This is a genomic window from Micromonospora avicenniae (assembly GCF_900156065.1).
GTDB lineage: Bacteria > Actinomycetota > Actinomycetes > Mycobacteriales > Micromonosporaceae > Micromonospora > Micromonospora avicenniae.
The window spans coordinates 30,139-49,302 of sequence record NZ_FTNF01000007.1; the positions used below are offsets into that span (position 1 = coordinate 30,139).

18 protein-coding genes are annotated in these 19,164 nt (G+C 73.3%); 9 read left to right on the forward strand and 9 right to left on the reverse strand.

The annotated features are described in order from the left end of the window. Positions 1 to 97: 97 nt before the first annotated feature. From BXA10_RS13135 to BXA10_RS13155, 6 genes are all read right to left on the reverse strand, one after another. Entirely contained in the window at positions 98 to 973 is an 876-nt protein-coding gene (locus BXA10_RS13135; RefSeq protein ID WP_076470617.1) for a PH domain-containing protein, read from the reverse strand. A 6-nt stretch (positions 974 to 979) separates the two neighbouring features. Further along, positions 980 to 1,138, reverse strand: coding sequence for a hypothetical protein (locus BXA10_RS31475; protein ID WP_007455302.1), 159 nt, complete (start codon positions 1,136 to 1,138; stop codon positions 980 to 982). Between the two features lie 117 nt (positions 1,139 to 1,255). Continuing rightward, positions 1,256 to 1,954, reverse strand: a complete 699-nt coding sequence (locus BXA10_RS13140) for a DUF6758 family protein (RefSeq protein WP_342742885.1) — start codon at positions 1,952 to 1,954, stop codon at positions 1,256 to 1,258. A 187-nt stretch (positions 1,955 to 2,141) separates the two neighbouring features. Further along, positions 2,142 to 2,765, reverse strand: coding sequence for a TrmH family RNA methyltransferase (locus BXA10_RS13145; protein ID WP_076470830.1), 624 nt, complete (start codon positions 2,763 to 2,765; stop codon positions 2,142 to 2,144). A gap of 55 nt (positions 2,766 to 2,820) precedes the next feature. After that, positions 2,821 to 3,330, reverse strand: coding sequence for a hypothetical protein (locus tag BXA10_RS13150; RefSeq protein WP_076470619.1), 510 nt, complete (start codon positions 3,328 to 3,330; stop codon positions 2,821 to 2,823). A gap of 240 nt (positions 3,331 to 3,570) precedes the next feature. Then, positions 3,571 to 4,086: a MaoC family dehydratase gene (locus BXA10_RS13155; RefSeq protein ID WP_076470620.1), complete on the reverse strand. Its 516-nt coding sequence runs from the start codon at positions 4,084 to 4,086 to the stop codon at positions 3,571 to 3,573. 551 nt (positions 4,087 to 4,637) lie between these two features. Here BXA10_RS13155 and trxA point away from each other — a divergent pair. From trxA to BXA10_RS13170, 3 genes are all read left to right on the forward strand, one after another. Then, positions 4,638 to 5,000: a thioredoxin gene (trxA, locus tag BXA10_RS13160; RefSeq protein ID WP_076470621.1), complete on the forward strand. Its 363-nt coding sequence runs from the start codon at positions 4,638 to 4,640 to the stop codon at positions 4,998 to 5,000. Between the two features lie 179 nt (positions 5,001 to 5,179). Further along, positions 5,180 to 5,620 carry a hypothetical protein gene (locus tag BXA10_RS13165; protein WP_076470622.1) on the forward strand — a complete coding sequence of 147 codons (441 nt, stop codon included), beginning with the start codon at positions 5,180 to 5,182 and terminating at the stop codon, positions 5,618 to 5,620. After that, positions 5,617 to 6,711, forward strand: a complete 1,095-nt coding sequence (locus tag BXA10_RS13170) for an HTTM domain-containing protein (RefSeq protein WP_245828231.1) — start codon at positions 5,617 to 5,619, stop codon at positions 6,709 to 6,711. The genes BXA10_RS13165 and BXA10_RS13170 overlap by 4 nt, the downstream gene beginning before the upstream one ends. A gap of 1,196 nt (positions 6,712 to 7,907) precedes the next feature. On the opposite strand, the gene BXA10_RS13180 is transcribed toward BXA10_RS13170, so the two are convergent. Together BXA10_RS13180 and BXA10_RS13185 are read right to left on the reverse strand one after the other, a co-directional pair. Beyond that, entirely contained in the window at positions 7,908 to 9,764 is a 1,857-nt protein-coding gene (locus BXA10_RS13180; protein WP_084752691.1) for a dynamin family protein, read from the reverse strand. Between the two features lie 110 nt (positions 9,765 to 9,874). Continuing rightward, a complete protein-coding gene (locus BXA10_RS13185; RefSeq protein WP_076470625.1) occupies positions 9,875 to 10,789 on the reverse strand; it encodes an IniB N-terminal domain-containing protein in 915 nt (304 codons plus the stop codon). A 303-nt stretch (positions 10,790 to 11,092) separates the two neighbouring features. Here BXA10_RS13185 and BXA10_RS13190 point away from each other — a divergent pair, with 303 nt between their 5' ends. From BXA10_RS13190 to BXA10_RS13215, 6 genes are all read left to right on the forward strand, one after another. Next, on the forward strand, positions 11,093 to 12,382 hold the full coding sequence (locus tag BXA10_RS13190) for an Hsp70 family protein (RefSeq protein ID WP_076470626.1): 1,290 nt from the start codon (positions 11,093 to 11,095) through the stop codon (positions 12,380 to 12,382). A 5-nt stretch (positions 12,383 to 12,387) separates the two neighbouring features. Next, positions 12,388 to 14,958 carry a helix-turn-helix transcriptional regulator gene (locus tag BXA10_RS13195; RefSeq protein ID WP_076470627.1) on the forward strand — a complete coding sequence of 857 codons (2,571 nt, stop codon included), beginning with the start codon at positions 12,388 to 12,390 and terminating at the stop codon, positions 14,956 to 14,958. Next, entirely contained in the window at positions 14,955 to 17,111 is a 2,157-nt protein-coding gene (locus tag BXA10_RS13200; RefSeq protein WP_076470628.1) for a nitrate- and nitrite sensing domain-containing protein, read from the forward strand. The genes BXA10_RS13195 and BXA10_RS13200 overlap by 4 nt, the downstream gene beginning before the upstream one ends. Continuing rightward, positions 17,108 to 17,554: a roadblock/LC7 domain-containing protein gene (locus BXA10_RS13205; protein ID WP_076470629.1), complete on the forward strand. Its 447-nt coding sequence runs from the start codon at positions 17,108 to 17,110 to the stop codon at positions 17,552 to 17,554. Before BXA10_RS13200 ends, BXA10_RS13205 begins: the two co-directional genes overlap by 4 nt. After that, on the forward strand, positions 17,532 to 17,912 hold the full coding sequence (locus tag BXA10_RS13210) for a DUF742 domain-containing protein (RefSeq protein WP_076470630.1): 381 nt from the start codon (positions 17,532 to 17,534) through the stop codon (positions 17,910 to 17,912). Before BXA10_RS13205 ends, BXA10_RS13210 begins: the two co-directional genes overlap by 23 nt. A 67-nt stretch (positions 17,913 to 17,979) precedes the next feature. Continuing rightward, on the forward strand, positions 17,980 to 18,699 hold the full coding sequence (locus BXA10_RS13215) for a cellulose binding domain-containing protein (protein ID WP_139337986.1): 720 nt from the start codon (positions 17,980 to 17,982) through the stop codon (positions 18,697 to 18,699). 24 nt (positions 18,700 to 18,723) lie between these two features. Here the strand turns inward: BXA10_RS13215 and BXA10_RS13220 are convergent, their stop codons facing one another. Then, complete coding sequence (locus BXA10_RS13220; protein ID WP_076470632.1) at positions 18,724 to 19,104, reverse strand: thiol-disulfide oxidoreductase DCC family protein; 381 nt, start codon at positions 19,102 to 19,104, stop codon at positions 18,724 to 18,726. Positions 19,105 to 19,164: the final 60 nt, after the last annotated feature.

A 19,164-nucleotide genomic window follows, 5' to 3' on the forward strand; every position in this document is an offset into this window, starting at 1 on the left:
ACCTCCTGAGAGCCCGAACCAACCAGGCTGCCATGGGTGGTCGGCCCGGGTCGAGATCCACAGGTGTGCAGTTCATCCCACCTTTCGGGGGAGCCCGTCAGGCGCCGTCGTCGGCCTTGGCCTCGTCCGCCTCCTTGCCCAGCCGGGCCTCGACCGCCTGCGGCTCGTACATCTCTTCGACCACACGTAGGTAGAGCTCGTTGGGGTTGGGCAGATTCTTGATCTCCCGGAGCGCCTGTTCCTGACCGGCGGACTCCAGCACGAAGGTGCCGTAGTTGAGCGCCCGGCCGGTCGGGGTCTGCTCGTACTTCATGTCGGTGACCCGTACCAGCGGCATCATGGCGACCCGCCGGGTGATGATCCCGTTGACCACCATCACGCGCTTGTTCGTGAGGATGAAACGGTCATACCACCAGTCGGCGACCCGCCAGGCCACCCAGCCCATCACGGCGAACCAGAGCAGTACCGCGACGGTGGTGAGCGCGCCGACGTTCTGCCCAGCGAGGAAGCCGGAGAGGTAGCCGAGCACGAACGTGGCCGCGATGCCGACGAGGATCGGCGTGGCGAGGTGGATCCAGTGCCGCTTCCACTCGCCCCGGTAACGCTCGGTCGGGAAGAGGTAGCGGGCGACCAGCGAGCTGGGCTCGTCCTCCAACGGCAGCACCCGCCGGGGGGTGTTGCCGGCCGCGTCGGCACGCAGCCCGGCCAACTCGTCCTCCGAGATCGGCGGAGGTTGGTAGCCACCCTCCGGATCGCGGATCCAGGCCCGGCCGGACCGGCCTTCGCCCGCGTAGCCGGGGCCGTCGCCGTAGCCGGCGTCGTCGGAGAACGATGGACCATCCGAGAGACCGGCGCCCGAGCCGTAGCCGGGGCCCTCTTCCGGAGGGACCCGGGGGATCGGTTCCGTGTCGCGTTCCCGACGCTCCCGATCGGGATCGTCCGGGTCGAAGGGCGGACCGGGGGGGCTACCCATCGGCGATCAGGCCACCAGGCTGGTGAAGAAATCGCCGAAGCCCTGGGCGATGTCCATGATCCCGCCGCCAAGCGACTTGAACACGTCCGCCGCGGAGTTCGGCCGGTAGGCGACAAAGAAGATCAAGAATGCGATACCGGCCCAGGTGAGGACCTTCTTGACCATGGCGGGCCATCCTCTCGCGCGGCGCCGGGTCCCATTACCGCAGCGGCACCCAGAGTATCAGTGCGGTGTCGTACAGTGAATATCTGCGTCCGTTCTCCGTCATTCCGGGTCGGGTTGTCAAGCCTTCCCGTGCAGATATGGAGATGGAGCGCCGTACACGAGTTCGGGGGGAGTCCACTCAGTCAGGTCGTGCAGCACGACATCCTCCGCGAGCAGGTGCCCCGCGCTCGCCGGCCAGGCTATCGCATGAAGCCACAATCCCCGAGCCTCGCCGGCGTACGCGCTTCGATCCGCCGGCGAATTGACCAGCCACAGTGGAGTCGGATGCCCGGCCACCTTGATCCGAGCCTGGCCGATGTGTCCCGGGTGCCCGGGCCCCGGTTCGCTGAGCGCCTCCGCCAGTTGCGGGCCCGGATCCGGTCCGACCATGGCGGCGAAGCGGTTGCCCAGCCCCACCCCCGGCTCCTCGGCGATGAAGAGCAGGTCGGCCGGGCCACCGCCGAGCGGGGCGGGACCCGCACAGGCCACCACCGTCGCCCGCACGCCGGTCCGGTCGTCTCCCGCGTACGCGACGCCGGTCATCGTCCAGCCGGTCGGCAGCGGCCACGGGCACCACAGCGGCGTGGCCGACTCCCGGGGCGGATCGGCGTCGGCGACGATCCGCTCCACCACGCTGGCGACGATCTCGGCTCCAATGTGCTCGGGCACGTGCAGCGGCGACACCGGCCCGCAACCCGCGCACCGTGATTCGGCGTGCATGAGGTCGGGTGGCCGGACGGGCCCACCGCAACGTGGACAACTCACCGCGACGCTCACCTTCCTACCGTCACCCCACGCGGCGGAGCCGTCAAGCCGAGCGGCCGTATCCGTCCCATCGCGACAAGGATCCCCGCGACACGCCGAGTCTTGTCATCCGTACGTGGGCGTGGCAGAGGTACGGCGGACGCGCCGATCAGGTCGCGCTCGCCGTGGCCCGGACGACAAGCCCTACCCGGCGGGCGTCTCAGTCCGGGGGCGGTCCGGCGTGCGTCCGGATCCAGGCGTGCATGGCGATTCCGCTCGCGACGCCGGCGTTGATCGATCGGGTCGAGCCGTACTGCGCGATCGAGAAGACCTGCGTGCAGGCGACGCGCGCCGGCTCGGAGAGGCCCGGCCCCTCCTGACCGAAGAGGAGCACGCAGCGCCGCGGCAGCGTGGCCGTCTCCAGCGGACGGGAGCCGGGCAGGTTGTCGATGCCGACGACCGCCAGTTCCAGCCCGGCCGCCCAGGCCACGAACTCCTCGATCGTCTCGTGGTGCCGGACGTGCTGGTAGCGGTCGGTGACCATCGCACCGCGCCGGTTCCACCTCCGGCGCCCCACGATGTGCACCTCCGCGGCGAGGAACGCGTTGGCGTTGCGTACCACCGTGCCGATGTTGAAGTCGTGCTGCCAGTTCTCGATCGCCACGTGGAAGTCGTGCCGGCGCTCGTCCAGGTCCGCCACGATCGCCTCTCGGCGCCAGTAGCGGTAGCGGTCGACGACGTTGCGCCGGTCCCCCTCGGCGAGCAGCTCGGGGTCGTACCGAGGGTCCTCCGGCGGGTCACCCGTCCAGGGGCCCACACCGACGTCGAGCTGGTCACCGGTCACGATCACCAGAGGGTACGGCGATGCCGCGCCCCCACCCGGAGTCGGGGTGGGCGGTTCAGCGCAGGCCCAGTGCGTCGCCGAGGCGGTCCAGGAAGCGCCGGTCGGCCGGCGACTCGCCGACCGACCGCACCCGGCCGGGTGGAAGCGCCCGGCAGACCCGGGCCGCTACCGACTGCACCCACTGCCGGTACGCGGCCGAGTCGGCTGGGTCGGCCCGGCGGTCGAGCACTCGCACCGCCTCCCGGCACGCGGCGAGCAGATCGACCAGGTCGGTGCTTCCGTTGCCGGGCACGGGTTGACCGTCGGGCCGGGCGTAGATCGTGGTGACCACCGCACGGACGAGGTCGCTGTCGAAGGAACGACCGGCCGTCAGCGCCTCCAGTCCGGCGAGCCCTTCGGTCACGCCGCGCCGCGGCCGGCCGGGACCGGGCGCGGCGGCGGCCGCGAGGACCCTGCCGGGCAGGCTGGTGAGCAGATCCCACTCGGCGGCGGAGTAGACGGCGGTGGTCATGGGTGCGGCGCGGCGGCCGGCAGAGGGCGGCTCTCCGGCGACGGAGTGACTCATGCCGCCGCTCCGCTTCGCGCCGCGGCGCCACGAGGCACCGACGCGCTGAGCCTGACGGTTCGCTCGCTGCGCTCGCTCATCGCGGGACCTCCGGCGTCAGCATATGCCCCGGATCGCGAAAAGCGCCCCTTCCCCACCGGAACACGAGGAAGGGGCCGAAACTCGTCGGGGACGCCGGGCCGGCCGCGCGGCCCCCGCGTGCTCGGGACGCGAGCGGGCCGGTGCTGTTCGGCGGCCGGGTCAGCGGGGCTCGGGGAAACTCGGACGCTCCGGGTCCACGCCCTCGGGCACATCGCGGAGGGCGTACTCCCGCTTGGGGACCATCACGCGGCGGCGGAACACGCAGACCAGCGTCCCATCCTGCTTGTAACCGCGCGTCTCGACCGAGACCACGCCCCGGTCGGGCTTGGAGGCCGACTCGCGCTTGTCGAGCACCGTGGTCTCGCCGTAGACGGTGTCGCCGTGGAAGGTCGGTGCCACGTGTCGGAGCGACTCGACCTCGAGGTTGGCGATCGCCTTGCCGCTGACGTCGGGCACGGACATGCCCAGCAGCAGCGAGTAGACGTAGTTGCCGACCACGACGTTGCGCTTGAACTGGGTCGCCGACTCCGCGTAGTGGGCGTCCAGGTGGAGCGGGTGGTGGTTCATGGTGAGCAGGCAGAACAGATGGTCGTCGTACTCGGTGACGGTCTTGCCCGGCCAGTGCCGGTAGACCGCGCCGACCTCGAACTCCTCGTAGTAACGGCCGAACTGCATCCTGGTCCCCTTCGACGGGCGGCGATGGAGTTCGGCACAGCATGCCTTATCGATCGCTAAGGTGCTGCTCGGGACGGAGGCCGGGCGGAAATGTCACGCGGGCCACATCCGAGGGGGGACGCAATGAGCGGCGGGGCCCTCCCCGGCACCCGCCGCCCACGCTCTGATGCGGAAGATTTTGCCGTACGCCCGTCCGGTTGCACCAGAGAGCCAGATCACATTTACCTTTTTGTAACAACACTCTCCGTGTTCGCATACCTTTTCATGAGCGATCTCTACGCATGAGATAGCTCCTTGTCAAGCCCCAACTTACCGATTCGCACCGGTCAATCGTGCCCGTACGTGTGGAAGCGCTCCCATCACCCTTGGTCACGCAAATGCATGACGCAGTTGCGTTCCGCAGGACGGACACTGACAGACGCGGGTCGATAACCCGCCGCACGAGGGACACATCGGGCCGCGCGCCGTTTCGTCAGCCGGGAGGCGGGAATGCGATGCGGTCAACCCTGGTTCTACGGGGCGTACGTATAGCGCGCTGATCGGAGACTTCAATGGCAACCGTCGAGCTGACCACGGCGAACTTTGACGAGGTGACCGGCAAGGACGGCATCGTCCTCGTCGACTTCTGGGCCGACTGGTGTGGCCCGTGCAAGCGGTTCGCCCCCGTCTACGAGCGCTCCTCGGAGAAGCACCAGAACATCGTCTTCGGCAAGGTCGACACCGAGGCGCAGCAGGAGCTGGGCGCCAAGTTCGACATCCGGTCCATCCCGACCATCATGGCGATCCGGGACGGTGTGATCGTCTTCGCGCAGCCGGGCGCCCTGCCCGAGTCGGCGCTGGAGAACCTGATCGAGCAGGTCGAGGCGCTCGACATGGACGACGTCCGTCGGCAGCTGGCCGAGCACAAGCACTGAGCCGACGAGATTCACGGCCGACGGCCGGGCCCCCGCGAAGGAGGTCCGGCCGTCCGCGTACCGGCCCCGTGGCCGGCAGCGCGCCCGCCGCCCGCCGACATGATCGCCGTACCGGTCGAGGGACGTCGACTGTCTGAGGGACACTCATCGGCCGTTCCTTCCCGTAGGGTCACGATCCGATGGAGACCCTGACCCGCCGAGGACGGGCGGCCCGAGTCGGCGCCACAGCGCTCGGCCTGGCCGTCCTGCTGGCCGGCACGCTCTGGGGCGCCGACGACCACTTCCCGTTCGGACCCTTCCGGATGTACGCGACGTCCAACCCGCCCGACGCGCCCGCCCCGGACACCCGCGTCGAGGGGGTCGACCGCACCGGTGCCGTGGTGGCTCTCGGCGAGGACGCGACAGGCATCCGCCGAGCCGAGATCGAGGGCCAGCAGAGCCGGTACGTCGCCGACCCGGCGCGGCTCGCCGAGGTGGCCGACGCGTACGCCGAACGGCACCCGGAGGCGCCCGCGTTGGTCGAGGTCCGCATCGTGATCCGTTGGATCGGCATCCAGGACGGTCGCCCGACCGGCCGGTACACCGACGAGACGGTGGTCAGCTGGCAGGTGCCCGCATGATCCGCTGGTTGACCGAGCCGGTGCCGCGTGGCCGGGTGGCCGCCTTCCGCACCCTGATCTACCTCTTCGTCGCCGCCGACCTGGTGTTCTTCACGCCCTGGGTACGCACCCGGGTCAACGTGCCCGGCGATCTCTACCAGCCGCTGCTGGTCGGCCGGCTGGCGCACCTGCCGACGCCCACCCCGGCGCTGGTCGCGGTGATCTTCTGGACCCTGCTGGGGCTCGCACTGCTCGCGGCGAGCGGACGCGCACCCCGGCTGCTCGGCTGGTCGGTCTTCGCGCTCTACCTCGAGTGGATGATCATTGCGATGAGCTACGGGAAGGTCGACCACGACCGGTTCGGCCTGCTCGTCGCGCTCGCCGTGCTTCCCACCGTCGGCCGGGCGCGGCACGGTGATCCGACCCGGTGCGAGGCGGCCGGCTGGGCGCTGCGGGTCACGCAGATCGCCGTCGTCTGCACGTACTTCCTGGCGGCCTGGGCGAAGCTGCGTTTCGGCGGTCTGGACTGGCTGACCGGTTCGGTCCTGGCCCGGGCGATCATCCGGCGCGGTACGGACCTGGCGGACCTGATCGCGCAGGTTCCGTACCTGCTGATCGTCGCCCAGTTCGGCATCATCGCCTTCGAGCTGGCCAGCCCGCTGGTCTTCCTGGTGCCGGCCCGGTGGCGGCTGTGGACGGTCGGCTTCTTCTACTCGTTCCACCTGGTCACCTTCGCGACCATCACGATCTCGTTCGCACCGCACCTGGCCGCGATGGCCGGTTTCCTGCCGCTGGAGCGGGTCCGCCCGATCCACTGGCTGCGCCGGCTCCGGCGCCGCGGCTCACCGGCCGCCCTCGGCGAGCTCGGCGAGCATCCCCTCGCAGCTGCGGACGACGACCTGCGCCCCGCGCCGCTGGGCCAGCCGGAGCAGGGGGTCCTCGGCCCGGTCCCGCCAGCGCCACTGGGCCTCGGCGGCGGCCTCCCAGAGCCGCCGCACGCCCGCGTCGTGCTCGACGCCGAGCCGGGCAGCCAGGCCGACCCCGTCACCGCCGACCAGCCGCCGCGCCTCCGCGGCGACCTCGGCGTCGAACCCGAGCCGGGTGTCGCGTAGCGCGGCGAGCAGGCGCAGCTCCCGGAACTCGTGGGCGCCGGCCAGGATCTGCTCCACGTTGGCGAGCAGCTCGGCGGTGCCCCGCCCGGGCTCGGCCCGCAGCAGCGCCTCGACGGCGGCCAGCGCCGAGCGGGACTTGAGCGTGTCCCGGCGGTCGACGAAGAACCGGTTGACCGACTCGCGCAGCTCGGCGAGGCCGCTGCGGCGGATCAGTTCGCCGGAGAGCGCCGCCCGGCTGTCACAGCCGGTCCGCACCAGGGTGGTGGCGAGCCGCACCCCGAACAGGCCGAGCCGGTCCAGCAGCCCCGCCCGCACCTCGGCGTCCAGCGGCACCGGCAGCTCGCTGCGGAGGAAGCGGTCGGCGGAGAGCAGGTACCCCTCAAGTTGTGGCCTCGGCACCGTGGCGAGCTGGGCCAGCGCCGCGAAATCGGATTCGCTGAGCACCCGGCCGGCCAGCCCGATCAGTCCGCTGCACGCCACCACGGTGACGCTGAGCGCGTTCACCCGCGGATCCCGCTGCTGGCGTCGAGCGAGCTGGCGGGCGGTGAGCAGCGCGTCGATCTTTCCGCCCCCGGTCTCGTCGGACCGGGCGAGCACCATGATCGTGTTGATCGGGGCAGCCTGTCCGACCGCGCTGTCCCGGCCGGATTCCAGCACCCGCAGGTCGGTTCCCCGGCCGTCCCGGGTCAGGTAGAGCACCGCGTCCGCATCCCGCAGCACGCGGTCCATCACCGGCGACCGGCCGTGCTCCCCGGGGCCGGTGATCGCGGGCGTGTCGAGGAGAGTCACCTGCCGCAGCGCGCGGGTGGGCCAGCGCACCACGATGTCGCGCAACTCGCCGGCCCGCCAGCCGACGAGATCCACCCGCATCCCGGTCGCCGACTTCACCATCGCCAGCTCCTGCGGCGGGTGGTTGGCCGAGTACGCGGTCGCCCGTGGCTGCGGACCGTCCTCGTACCAGGTGAAGACGCCACTGCCGTCGGCCCCGACCACCGGCGCGACCTCCTCGCCCATCATCGCGTTGAGCAGGGTCGACTTGCCGACGCGCCAGGGGCCGGCGAGCGCGACGTGCAGCGGCTGCTCCAGCCGGGCGAGCTGGTGCCGCAGGTGTCCGGTGGCCCGGGGATCGTCGCGGTACAGCTCCAGGGCCTGGTGCAGCAGTCCCCAGACCGCCTCGTCCAGGCGCAGACCGACGGTCATGCCCGGGGCTCCAACGGCACCGCGGCCGGCCGGGCGGCGGTCAGCTGCTGGGCCTGGTCGTAGAGCGCGGCGAGGCGGGTCATCCTCAGCTTGATCTCGCGCTGCCGCTGGTCGCGGACGGCCGCGTCGGTGTCGGCGGCCTGCTTGGCCGTACGCAGTGACTGGACGATGGCCTCCTGCAGCTCGTCGGTCAGCGCGGCGAAGTGGTCCCGCAGCATCCGCTGCACCTGGCGGGTCGCATCCCGGCAGTCCTTGACCACCCGTACGAAGTAGTCGTCGACGTGACGCTGGACCGCCGTCTTGACCGTGGCCTGGCGGCGGCGCAGCAGCTGCCTGCTCTCGTCCCGGATGCTCTTGCCACCGAAGAGCGCGCCCGCACCTATCGAAACCGGGTTGATCATCGGCATGCCGGCCAGCGTCAGCGCCAGACCGAACATCAGCAGGCCTCCGTACGAGCCCTTCATCCCGGTGATCACCTTTTGGCTGACCGTGAAGCGGTCGACGTTGGGCTGCTCGAACTCCGGCATCCGGTCGGCCAGGTCCTCCGGCACCGTCATCGACCAGGGCGGCAGCACGTCGTAGCCGTACCGGGCGAAGTGGCCGGCCACCCGGCGGGCGACGAAGTCGCAGCGCTGGACCAGCCACTCGTGGTTGGCCTCGGCCGCCTCGGTGAGGCTGCGCGCCAACCACTCCTGGAACGTGTCCCAGGCGACCAGCGGGTCGGCGGTGTCGAACGCGTCGTCGACCTCGCGCAGGATCTGGCGGGTGCGGTCGCGCAGGTCGTACTCGATGTCGGACAGCAGGTCGGCCATCTCGTCGTTGAGCGCGTTCTGCCACCGTACGGAACAGCGGCGCAGCTCCTCGACCTCACGCTGGGCCGCGTGCAGCCGGGACATCGGTCCGGACTGCTCCTCGGCCTGCTGGCTCTCCAACTCGGCGCGCAGTGGCGCGGCGAGTTGCTCGACCACTGTCCGGGCGGTCAGGCCCACCGTGGCCCGGGCCAGCACGTCGGCCTTACCGGCCAGGTCGCGATGCAGCCGGGCGATCAACGTGGGAAAGCCGGACTCGGCGTTGAGAGCACGGTCGTCGGCGGCGGCCGCGCGCAGCCGCAGGGCCGCCGAGACCGGGATCAGGGCTGCCGGCACTCCGGCCTCGGCGAGGTGCCGCTGGTTGCGTTCGGCCACCGCCCGCCAGTCCGGCACCAGGTCGGTCTTGCTCTGCACGACCAGCACGTTCGGATGCGAGCGGGTGACGTGCAGCAGCACGTTCAACTCGGCCACCGAGAGCTCACGGGTCGAGTCGGAGACCAGCAGCACGGCGTCGGCCCGGTTCAGCGCGGCGACCGGTGCCGTGCCGCCGTACGCACCGACCTCGTCGGCGCCGGGGGTGTCCACGAGGACCAGTCCCGCGGCGAGCAGCGCGCGCGGCAGTCCGATCTCGACGTACGCGGGGCCGCCGCCGGGGCGACGGCCGTACGTGCCGGCGACGCCCGCCGGAATCCGTTCCACCGGTACGGGAATCCGCTCCACATTGCTGGCCGGCGCGGTCCCCGGCGACCCGCCGGGCGGCAGCGCCGCGGCCTGGACCACGGCCGCCGCGGCGACCTCGGCGTGCTGCACGACCGTCGGCAGGACGGTGGTGCGCCCGTCACCCACCGGGCAGACCGCCGCGTTGACGATCGCGTTGATCAGTTGGCTCTTGCCCTGGTTGGGCTCCCCGATGACCAGTACCCGCAGTGTCGGGTCGAGCAGTTGCGCGCGCTTCTGCCGGACCGCTTGCAGCAGATCGCCACGTCCGTGTTCGCGGCACGTACGGGCGATCCCGTCCAGCACGTCCAGCCAGATCCCCGCCATCACCGCACCAAGTGTGCGGATTTCGGCTCAATTATCAAGAGGGCCATCGAAGATGGGAAAGGGCCGGGCCGCCAACGGCGACCCGGCCCGCCCGCTCCGACCGAGGGAGGTCAGAGCAGACCGTCGGTGATGCCCAGCAGACCGCCGCCGTGAGACGCGGAAGCGTCCCCGTGGACCCCGGCGTCGCCGGTCACCCCGTCGGTGGCGTCACCGGTCACGCTGCCCACCGTGCCGGTGACGCCGGAAAGAAGCCCATCCACCTGGTGCGTCACGCCGCCGACCGTGCCCGGCACGTCAACCGGCGAAACGATCCCGCTGCCGCCGTCGTGCAGGCCCAGCCCGCCCAGGGTGTCGTTGACGCCGAGCGAGTCGACGAGGCCGCCGACCTGACCCGTGGCGCCGGAGACGGTTCCGCCCAGCAGACCGTCCGAGCCGCCGAGCAGGTTCTCCGGAGTGCCGAGCAGTCCGTGGTCGGTGGCGTCGAGCACCGAGTCCGGGCTGCCGACGGTCCCGGTCACGTCCCCGACCACCGGGTCCCCGACGGAATCCACGACGCTGACCACGTCCGCGTCCAGCGTGTGCGCGACGTCGTGCACGCCGGTCAGGTCGGTGCCGATGCCGCCGGGACCGACGCCCAGGCCGATGCCGGGAAGCACCGTCACCCCGGCGGCGACCGAGGCCGGGTCCACCGCGATGGCCCCCAGTACGCCCGCCTTGACGTCCACCCCGTTGTAGCTGCTGGTGACCGAGAGCTGCTGCGCCACCGTCTGCAACTGACCGACCACGTCGGTGGCGTCGGTCACCAACGGCTCGGCACCGAGCTCGCCGATCACCGGGGCGACCGGAGCGAGCCCCTGCACCGGCGCGTAGTCGACCACCAACGGCACCACGTCCTGCACGTCAGCGGCCGTGATGTCGGTGAGGCCCGCGGCCCGCAACGCTCCCTCCGGGTCGAGGTCGAACGCCGACCGGGCGTCGGGGTCGGTGAGCAGGTTGAGCACGAAGTCGTGCAGGGTCTGGTCCATGTGCCGCTTCTCCTCGGATGTGGGCGTCGTCTCCCGCCGTTCGTCGACAGCGACGCTATGACCGCCGTCCGGCGCCGGGCATCGGGGAACGGCCCGCAATCCGTGACGCCCGATTAGGGCCTCGGCCCCATCGGCCGTTAGGGGGACTGGGGGAACCGAGGCGGCCAGATTTAGGGGGCCGATGCCGGAGCCATGTCTGGTACGAACGTAGGAGCCCACGGGGATTTGCCGGGGGTGGGTCGTTCACCCCGCGGGAAACCCGCGGAACCGCGGCCGGCCGACTCCGGCGGAGGAAGAAAGCACATGCCGTACGTCCTGGGGATCGACATCGGGAGCACGACCACCTCGGCCACCCTGGCCCGGCGGCACGGCGCCAACTGGACCCGTCCCGAGGTGGTCACGTTGGACAGCGGCGCCGCCACCGTGCCGTCGGTGCTGCACCTCGGCGCCGACGGGACACTCGTCGTCGGTGAGTCCGACACCGAGGACGGCAGCCGGACGGCCCGGGGCTTCCTGCACCGGGTCGGTGACGACGTGCCGCTGCTGCTGGCCGGAGAGGCCTGTCCCCCGCATCTGCTCACCGCCGTACTGGCGACCTGGGTGGTGGAACGGGTCCTCGCCCGCGAGGGCGAACCGGCCGACGCGGTGGTGCTCAGCCACCCCGCCGGGTGGGGACGGCACCGCCGCGAGCTGCTGCGCAACTCCCTCTGGGAGCTGGGACTGTCCAACGTGACGTTGCTGCCGCGCACGATCACCGTCGCCGAGAGCCACGCCGCCCGGGGGTTCGCCGGCAGCACCGCCGCGGTGTACGCCCTCGGCGGGGACAGCTTCGAAGCGGCCCTGGTCCGGCGCAACGCGCACGGCCGGTACGAGACCCTCGGCCTCCCGCAGGCGCTGGACTGGATCGGCGGGGCCGACTTCGACGAGGCGCTCGCCGAGCACGTACGGACCGTGTTGGCCCGGGAACTCGCCGCCGCCGGCCGTCGGGAGACGTACGCCACCCTGCGTGCCCTGCGGCCCGAGTGCGAACGAGCCAAGCGGGAGCTGACGGTGGGCACCGAGACCGACGTGCTGCTCACCCTGCCGGCCGGCCCGGCCCGGGTACCCGTGACCCGGATCGACTTCGAGGAGATGATCCGGCCCGCGGTGCAGGCCACGGTGGACCTGCTGCTGCGCACCGTACTCTCCGCCGGGCTGCGTCCCACCGACCTCGACGCCGTCCTGCTGACCGGCGGGTCCACCCGGATCCCGCTCATCGCCGAGCTGCTCGGCGCCGCGTTCCCGGTGCCGGTCGAGGTCGAGCCGGACCCGCAACTGACCGCCGCCGCCGGCGCGGCGCTGGCCGCCTGCCAGGTGGTGTCGCCGCGGCCCCGTCCGCCCGAGCCGGCCCGTACGCCCGCCCCCGCCGACGACCCGCACCACGGCGTGCTGCCCGGCCGCCACCACCCCGCGGTGCCCACACCACGACGTCCGAACCACGACCGGCTGAACCACGGTGAGCCGCCACCCCGACCCCCGGTCCGGGTCACCCCGCTGGAGCTGCCGAGGCCGTCCCGCCTCGCACTGACCCGGGGCCGGGGACGCGAAGGATGACCACGATGACCACGAGTGCCCTCGCCGGGAACCGGCTGATACTCGACCGCGCGCCGCAAAACCTGCTCGACCGCGTCGCCGCCGATCCGGCGGCACCGCTACTGCTCGCGGTGACCGCCCCGGACGGGCACGGCCGCAGCGCGTACCTCGCCGAGCTCGCCGGGATCCACCGGCGCGCCGGCGTCACCGTTGACGAGGCCGCCCCGGAGCGAGCCGGCGCGGCCGACCCGGACGCCGTCCTGCTGGTCGACGACGCGCACCTGCTCGACGACACCCGGCTCCGGGCACTGCGCGAACTGGTGGCCGGTCGGCGGCACCGGCTCGTCGTGGCCTACCGGCCGTGGCCACGGTCCGCCCCGCTGGTCGAGCTGGCCGACGCCGTACGACGGGACGGACAGCTCATCCTGCTCACCCCGTTCGCTCGCGAACAGACCGCCGCGTACCTCGCCACCGCGCCCGAGCTCGGCCGGCGGCCCGACCTGATCGAATTCGTCCACGGCCAGACCGCCGGAGTGCCCCGCGACGTCGAGCGGCTGGCCCGGGCGCTGCGCGGGCAGGACCTGCGGCCCGGCGTCCCAGCCGAGCCGCCCCGGCAGGCCGTCCTCGAGTTCGGCCCGGACCTCGACGACCTCTCCCCCGACGTCCGTCGGCTGCTGGTGGCCGTCGCCGCGGGCGTACCGCTGCCGGTCGACCTGCTCGGCGCGTTACTCGGCCGCGAGCCGGCCGAGGTGGACGCCCTCGTCGCCGCGACCCGCGCCGCCGGCCTGCTCGGCGCGGACGGCCGGCTCGCGCCGCTGGTACGCCGGGCGGTGACCGCACTCAGCCCGGCCGCCGAGCGCACGGCGGTCTGGCGTCGGCTCAGCGAGGTCCAGCTCGCCCGCGGCGGTTCGGTGCTGCCGCTGGTCCGTGCGCTGCTCGGGGCGGGGGTGGCCGGAGACTGCCCGGGAGGGACGCTGGAGGCCGCCGCCGAGGAGGCGCTCGCCACCGAGCCGGCCCTCGCGGCGGAACTGTTCGCGGCGGCGTCGGCCGCCGGACGTCCGGCGGCCGTCCGGCAGGCGGTCGCCGCGACCCTCGCCGGCGACCTCGACGTCGCACTCCGCCTCGCCGACCGGCTGCTCGCCTCGGCGACGCCCAGCGAGCGCGCCGAGGCAGCACTGGTCGCCGCGACGGCGCTCGCCCATCGCGGCCAGGTCGGCCGCAGCGTCGAGCTGTACCGCTGGTCGGGAGCGGCCCCGGCGGCGGCGTTCGCCGCCGTCGGCGCGCTGGCCGCCGGCGACCCGGCGGCCGCGGCCGGCGCCCAGGCAGACGACCGTGGCGGGCCCCCGACCCTGCACGCCAGCGCAGCCCGGCTGATGGCCGAGGGGGTACGGGACAGTCTCGGCGGGACGCCGACGGCGGCCCTGTCCACCCTCGTCCAGGCGACGGCGCTGCTGGAGCCGGACGGCCGAGCGGTGCTCCTGCCCGACAGCCCCGCCGCCCTCGCCGCGCTCACCGCCGTGCACGCCGGTGAGCTGGACATCGCGGAGCGGGTGCTCGACCGGGCGGTGGCCAGCGGCATCGGCGGCCCGCTGATGGCACGCCGCCACCGGCTGCTCCGGGCGTGGATCCTGATGGTCCGGGGCCGTACGGCCGACGCCGCCGCCCGGCTCGGCGCGGTCACCGGGCAGGGCCGGCCGCTCGAGTCGCGGGACCTGCTCTTCGCCACCGCCTTGGAGCTGGGCATCGCACGACGCAACAGCGACCTCGGCGCGCTCCAGCGCGGCTGGGGGCACGCCCTGGAGGCCGTCGTACGCCATCCGGTGGACCTGTTCACGCTCCTTCCCCTCGGCGAGCTGGCCATCGCGGGCGCCCGCCTCGGCGACCTGGACCGGCTCGCACCGCATCTGCACCGGGCCCGCACGCTGCTGGCCCGGCTCGGAGACCCACCACTGTGGAGCACACCGCTGCACTGGAGCGGCCTGCACGCGGCGATCCTCTCCGACGAGCCGGGCGCCGCCGACGAGCACGTGGCCGCGCTGCTGGCCGCCGCGCCGCACAGCCGGTACGCCACGGTGGTCGCCGCGGCCGCCGCCAGCTGGGTCGACGTGCTGCGTGGCGTGGTCGACCCGGTCCCGGTGGAGGCCGCGGCCCGCGGCCTGCACGAAGCCGGGCTCTGCTGGGACGGGGCCCGGCTCGCCGGGCAGGCCGCCATCCGCACCTCGGACCGCCGAGCCATGACCACCCTCCTCGACTGCGCCCGGACGCTCCAAGGCCGATCCGCGGGGTCCCGGCCAGGTCGACCACCGGTGGCCGGCAGTGACGGGCAGGTCGCCGACGCGCTGACCACGCCGGCCGCGCACCGGCTCAGCGACCGCGAGTGGGAGGTGGCCGAACTGGTGCTGGCCGGGCTCACCTATCGGGAGATCGGCGACCGGCTCTTCATCTCGGCGAAGACCGTGGAACACCACGTGGCCCGGATGCGGTCCCGCCTCGACTGCGCCAACCGTGCGGAACTGCTGGCGCTGCTACGCACCATCGTGGCCCAACGGCCCGACACGGCGGCCGGGCAGCCCTGGCCCGGAGGGCCGACCCGATGAGCGGACCCGCGACGACGGCCGGACGACCGATCCGGTGCCTCTTCACCGCCACGGCGGTGGCGCTGCTCATGCTCTGGTCGTACGCCGCGTACCTGACCGGGGCGGACGCCGCCGACCTGCTCCGCGTCCGGGCCCTGGCGGAGACCCTCGGTCAGCCCACCGACCTGCTGATCCGCGACCTGCAGACCGAACGGCGCCTCACCGCCGCCACGATCGCCGGTGGTCCGCAGGCGCCGTCCGCCCTCACCGGCGCACGCACCGGCACCGACCGCAGCCTGACCGCCCTACGCGACGCCGCCGGTGGCACCGACCTGCGGCTGCTCACCGCCGGGGCGGTACACGACCGCGCCGACACGCTGCTACGCCGGCTCGACGGGCTGGCCGACCTGCGCGCCGAAGCGGACGCCGGCCGATCCGAGGCCGTCACCGGCTACGACCAGCTCATCGACGTCGCGTTCGCCGTGTACGGCCCGGAGTGGGGTACCCGCGAGAACCGGCTGGCCGCCGAGACCCGCTCGATCGTGGCACTCGCCCGTACGCGGGAACTGCTCGCCCGGGAGGACACCCTGCTCACCGCCGCGCTGACGGCCGGCCGGACCAGCGCCGACGACCGACGCCGCCTCGCCGAGCTGATCGAGATCCGGCGGTACGCGGGCACCGAGGCCGTCGTCGGGCTGCCCGGCAACGATCAGGACGCCTACCTGACCCTGGTGCAGGGCCCCCGGTTCGCGGCACTCCGTTCGCTGGAGGATCGGCTGCTGCGCCCGGTCGACTCCCGCCCCGAGCCCAGCGCCGAGGAGTGGCAGGCCGCCTCCGCGCCCGCCCTGGCCGAACTGCACGACCTGGTCAGGTCCACGGCCCGGCAGAGCGCGGAACGTGCCACGCCCGGCGCGGCCCTGCTGGTCGTGCGTACCGGCGCCGTGCTGGGCCTCGGCCTGGTCGCGCTGGTCGCCCTGCTGCTCGCCGGGGCCCGCGCCCTCCGCCGGATCTCGGCCGCGCCCGACCGCACCCGCCACACCCGACCCGCCGCGCCGGCCGGGGAGGTGCGCCGGCCTCCCGTCGGCGGCCGTCCCGGAGCAGCCGACAGCGGGGACGGCGGGTTGGCCAGGCACGCGGCGCTCGACCACCGGAACGACCATGCGCCCGGCCGCCCCGTCACCGGCGTTCGGAACGGTCACACGACCGGAGGTCCCCCGGCCACCGGGTGGGGCGAGCGCGACAGCGGCACCGTGAATACCGCCGGCCCGGGCCGCGCAGGCGGCGGCCCCGTGCCCGGGCGGTGGGACGAGCGCACCGTCGCGGCGGCCACCCGGGAACTGTTCCTCCGCCTCACCCAGCGCAACCAGGTGCTGCTGCGCGAACAGCTCAACCTGCTCGACCTGATGGAGCGGCGCGAACACGACGCGGAGGAGGCCGCCGAGCTGTTCCAGCTCGATCACCTCGCCACCCGGCTGCGGCGCAACGTCGAAAAGCTGGTCACCCTCGCCGGAGCCAGACCGTCCCGACGCTGGCGCCGACCGGTACCGCTGCTCGACGTGGCCCGTGGCGCCGTCGCCGAGGTCCCCGACTACCAGCGGGTCCTCGTCGCTCCACACTGGCCGTGGCACCTCGCCGGACCCGCGGTCACCGACGTCATCCACCTGCTCGCCGAACTCGTCGAGAACGCCCTGGTGTTCTCCCCGACGGAGACCACGGTCCGGATGGCCGGCGAGCACCGGCCGGGCGGCTGCGCCATCGTCGTGACCGACGACGGACCGGGCCTCGCTCCGGCCGCCCTCGCCGCAGCCAACCGCACGCTGGCCGATCCACCGATGGCGGGTCCACCGTCCGGCCGCACCGGCCTGTACGCTGCTGCACTACTCGCTGCCCGTTGCGGTGCCCGGGTCTCGCTGCAACCCGGTCCTCGCGGCGGAACGGCGGCGATCGTGCTGCTCCCGTCCGCCCTGGTCACGCCGACGGGGCCGGACGCCGCAGCGCCCGGGCCGGGTGGCCCCCGGTCCGGTCCGTCGGCGCGGCCATCGGCCGGTCCCGGCTCCACCGGCGACCTGCCGGTCCGGACCCGCTATTCCGGGTCCGGTCAGCCCGGGCCGGGCAGGGCCGGCACCGACACGGTTGAGATACCGGCACCCAGAGCAGCGAGAGGACGCTCATGACGCATTCAGTGGTCACCGCCGACGGCCTGACCGAGGCCCTGAACGATCTGGTCGACCGGGTGCACGGCGCCGAGTTCGCGGTGGTGCTCTCACCCGACGGGCTGCTGCTCGGCGCCAGCCGGGGCGTCCACGACGAACTGGCGGATCAGCTGTCCAGCCTGGTCGCCGGCCTGGAGGCGCTCGGCTCGGCCGCCACCCGGGTCTGCGTCGGCGGCACACTGCGGCAGATCGTCGTGCAGATGGCACGGGCGTTCCTCTTCGTCGCCACCACCCGCAACGGTGCCATCCTCACCGTCCGCATCGGAGCCGACGCCGAGGTCGGCGACATGGCGTACGAGGTGGCGCTCTTCGTGGGGCAGGCCGAGCGGCACCTACCGGTGTATCTCGCGCCGGCCTCCACCGTGACGACCGGGGAGATAAGTGCAGCCGACCGGAGTCGCTGACGAGGCGTGGTACGACGACGACGCCGGGCCGGTGGTCCGGCCGTACACCATGACCGGGGGCCGAGCTGCCCCCGACCGGGGCCGGTTCGACCTGATCACCCTGGTCGTCGCCCGAGGCCCGGTTCCCGCGGCCGGACGGCTCTTCCCCGAGCAGTCGGCGATCGTCGAGATGTGTCATCGACCGCTGTCGGTGGCGGAACTCGGCGCCGAACTCGACCTGCCGGTCGGCACCGTCCGGGTACTCCTCGGTGACCTGCTCGCGGCCGGGCTGATCGAGACACACGAACCGCCGACGCTCGCCGAGCTGCCCTCCGAGGAACTGCTCAGGGAACTGCTCGCCGGACTCCGCGCGCTCTGAGCCGACGAACCATCGTGGCGGCCCCGCCGCGACGCCGCGTCGGACCATCTGAAGGGGGAAGTGGGCAGTGCCGGCATCACCGCCGCAGCCACGGCGGACCGTGGCGATCATCGTGCTCGACCGGATCGTGGCCCTCGCCGCGTCGGCCCGGCGTACGGTCATCGACCGGAGCACGGGATCACGTGCCGCTCGGATCGCCGTCCTCGCCTCGCTGACGGTGCTCGTCGCCACGGCGATCCCGGTCGTCCTGGTGCTCCGCACGCCGGAGCGGTTGGCACCGGTGGCCCTGGACCCGCCGGCCGCTCCCGGGCCGGCGGCCGCACCCGAGCCCGGCACCCCCGGCGCGGAGGCCCGCCCCGCGACATCCGTCGCCCCCACGCCGAGCCGCCCCGCCGGGACGGCGAGCCCCTCCACCGCGACGCCGTCCAGTGCCGCCGTGACCACGTCCGCCCCGGCTCCGGCACCGTTGCGCGCCGAGTTCGCGATCGACGAGAGCGCGCTGCTCAGCTACCGAGCCACGATCGACATCAGCAACCCGGGGACGGTGCCCGCACCGGACTGGACCCTGGTGGTCACGCTGCCCCGGGAGTCCCTCAAGGTCACGGCGGTCACCGGGGCCCGCGTCACCCATGACGGCGCCACCTGGACCTTCGCGCCGGACGGCGGCGGGCAGGTGCCCGGACGAGGCTCCGTGCAGGTGACGTTCCGGGTTGCCGGCGCGCTCGTCAGCGCGGCCCCGACCGCCTGCACCATCGACGACACAGCCTGCACCGGCCTTCCCGGCTGACGGCACCCCTGGCCGCCGGCGTGGTCAGTCCCGCTGCGCGGCCGGCACGGCGCATGCGGCGGTCCCGCCGGGCATCCGGTCGCGGTTGCGCGCCACCCAGCGGTACGCGGGCCAGGCCGCCGCGCGTACCGGCGGGAAGCGCAGGGCCGCTCCCGCGACCCGCCAGAGCAGACTGCTGTCGCCGAGCAGCCGGGCGATGGCGTCCGGCCCGGCGGCGCGTACGCCGTCAGCGCCGACCCACTGCACGGCCTGATCGCACTCCGCCTCGGTCAACCCCAGCGCGGTCAGGTCGGCGAACTGCCACGGCATCACCCGCGACGAGGTGGGGATGTGCCGCTCGATGAACTCGGCGCAGCGGGTGCAGAACGCGCAATCGCCGTCGTAGACGAACGTCGACCTCTCCATGCCTCCATCCTGCACCCGGAGGCCGTGGCGGCGTCGACGAGGTGGCCGGCGACACGACGG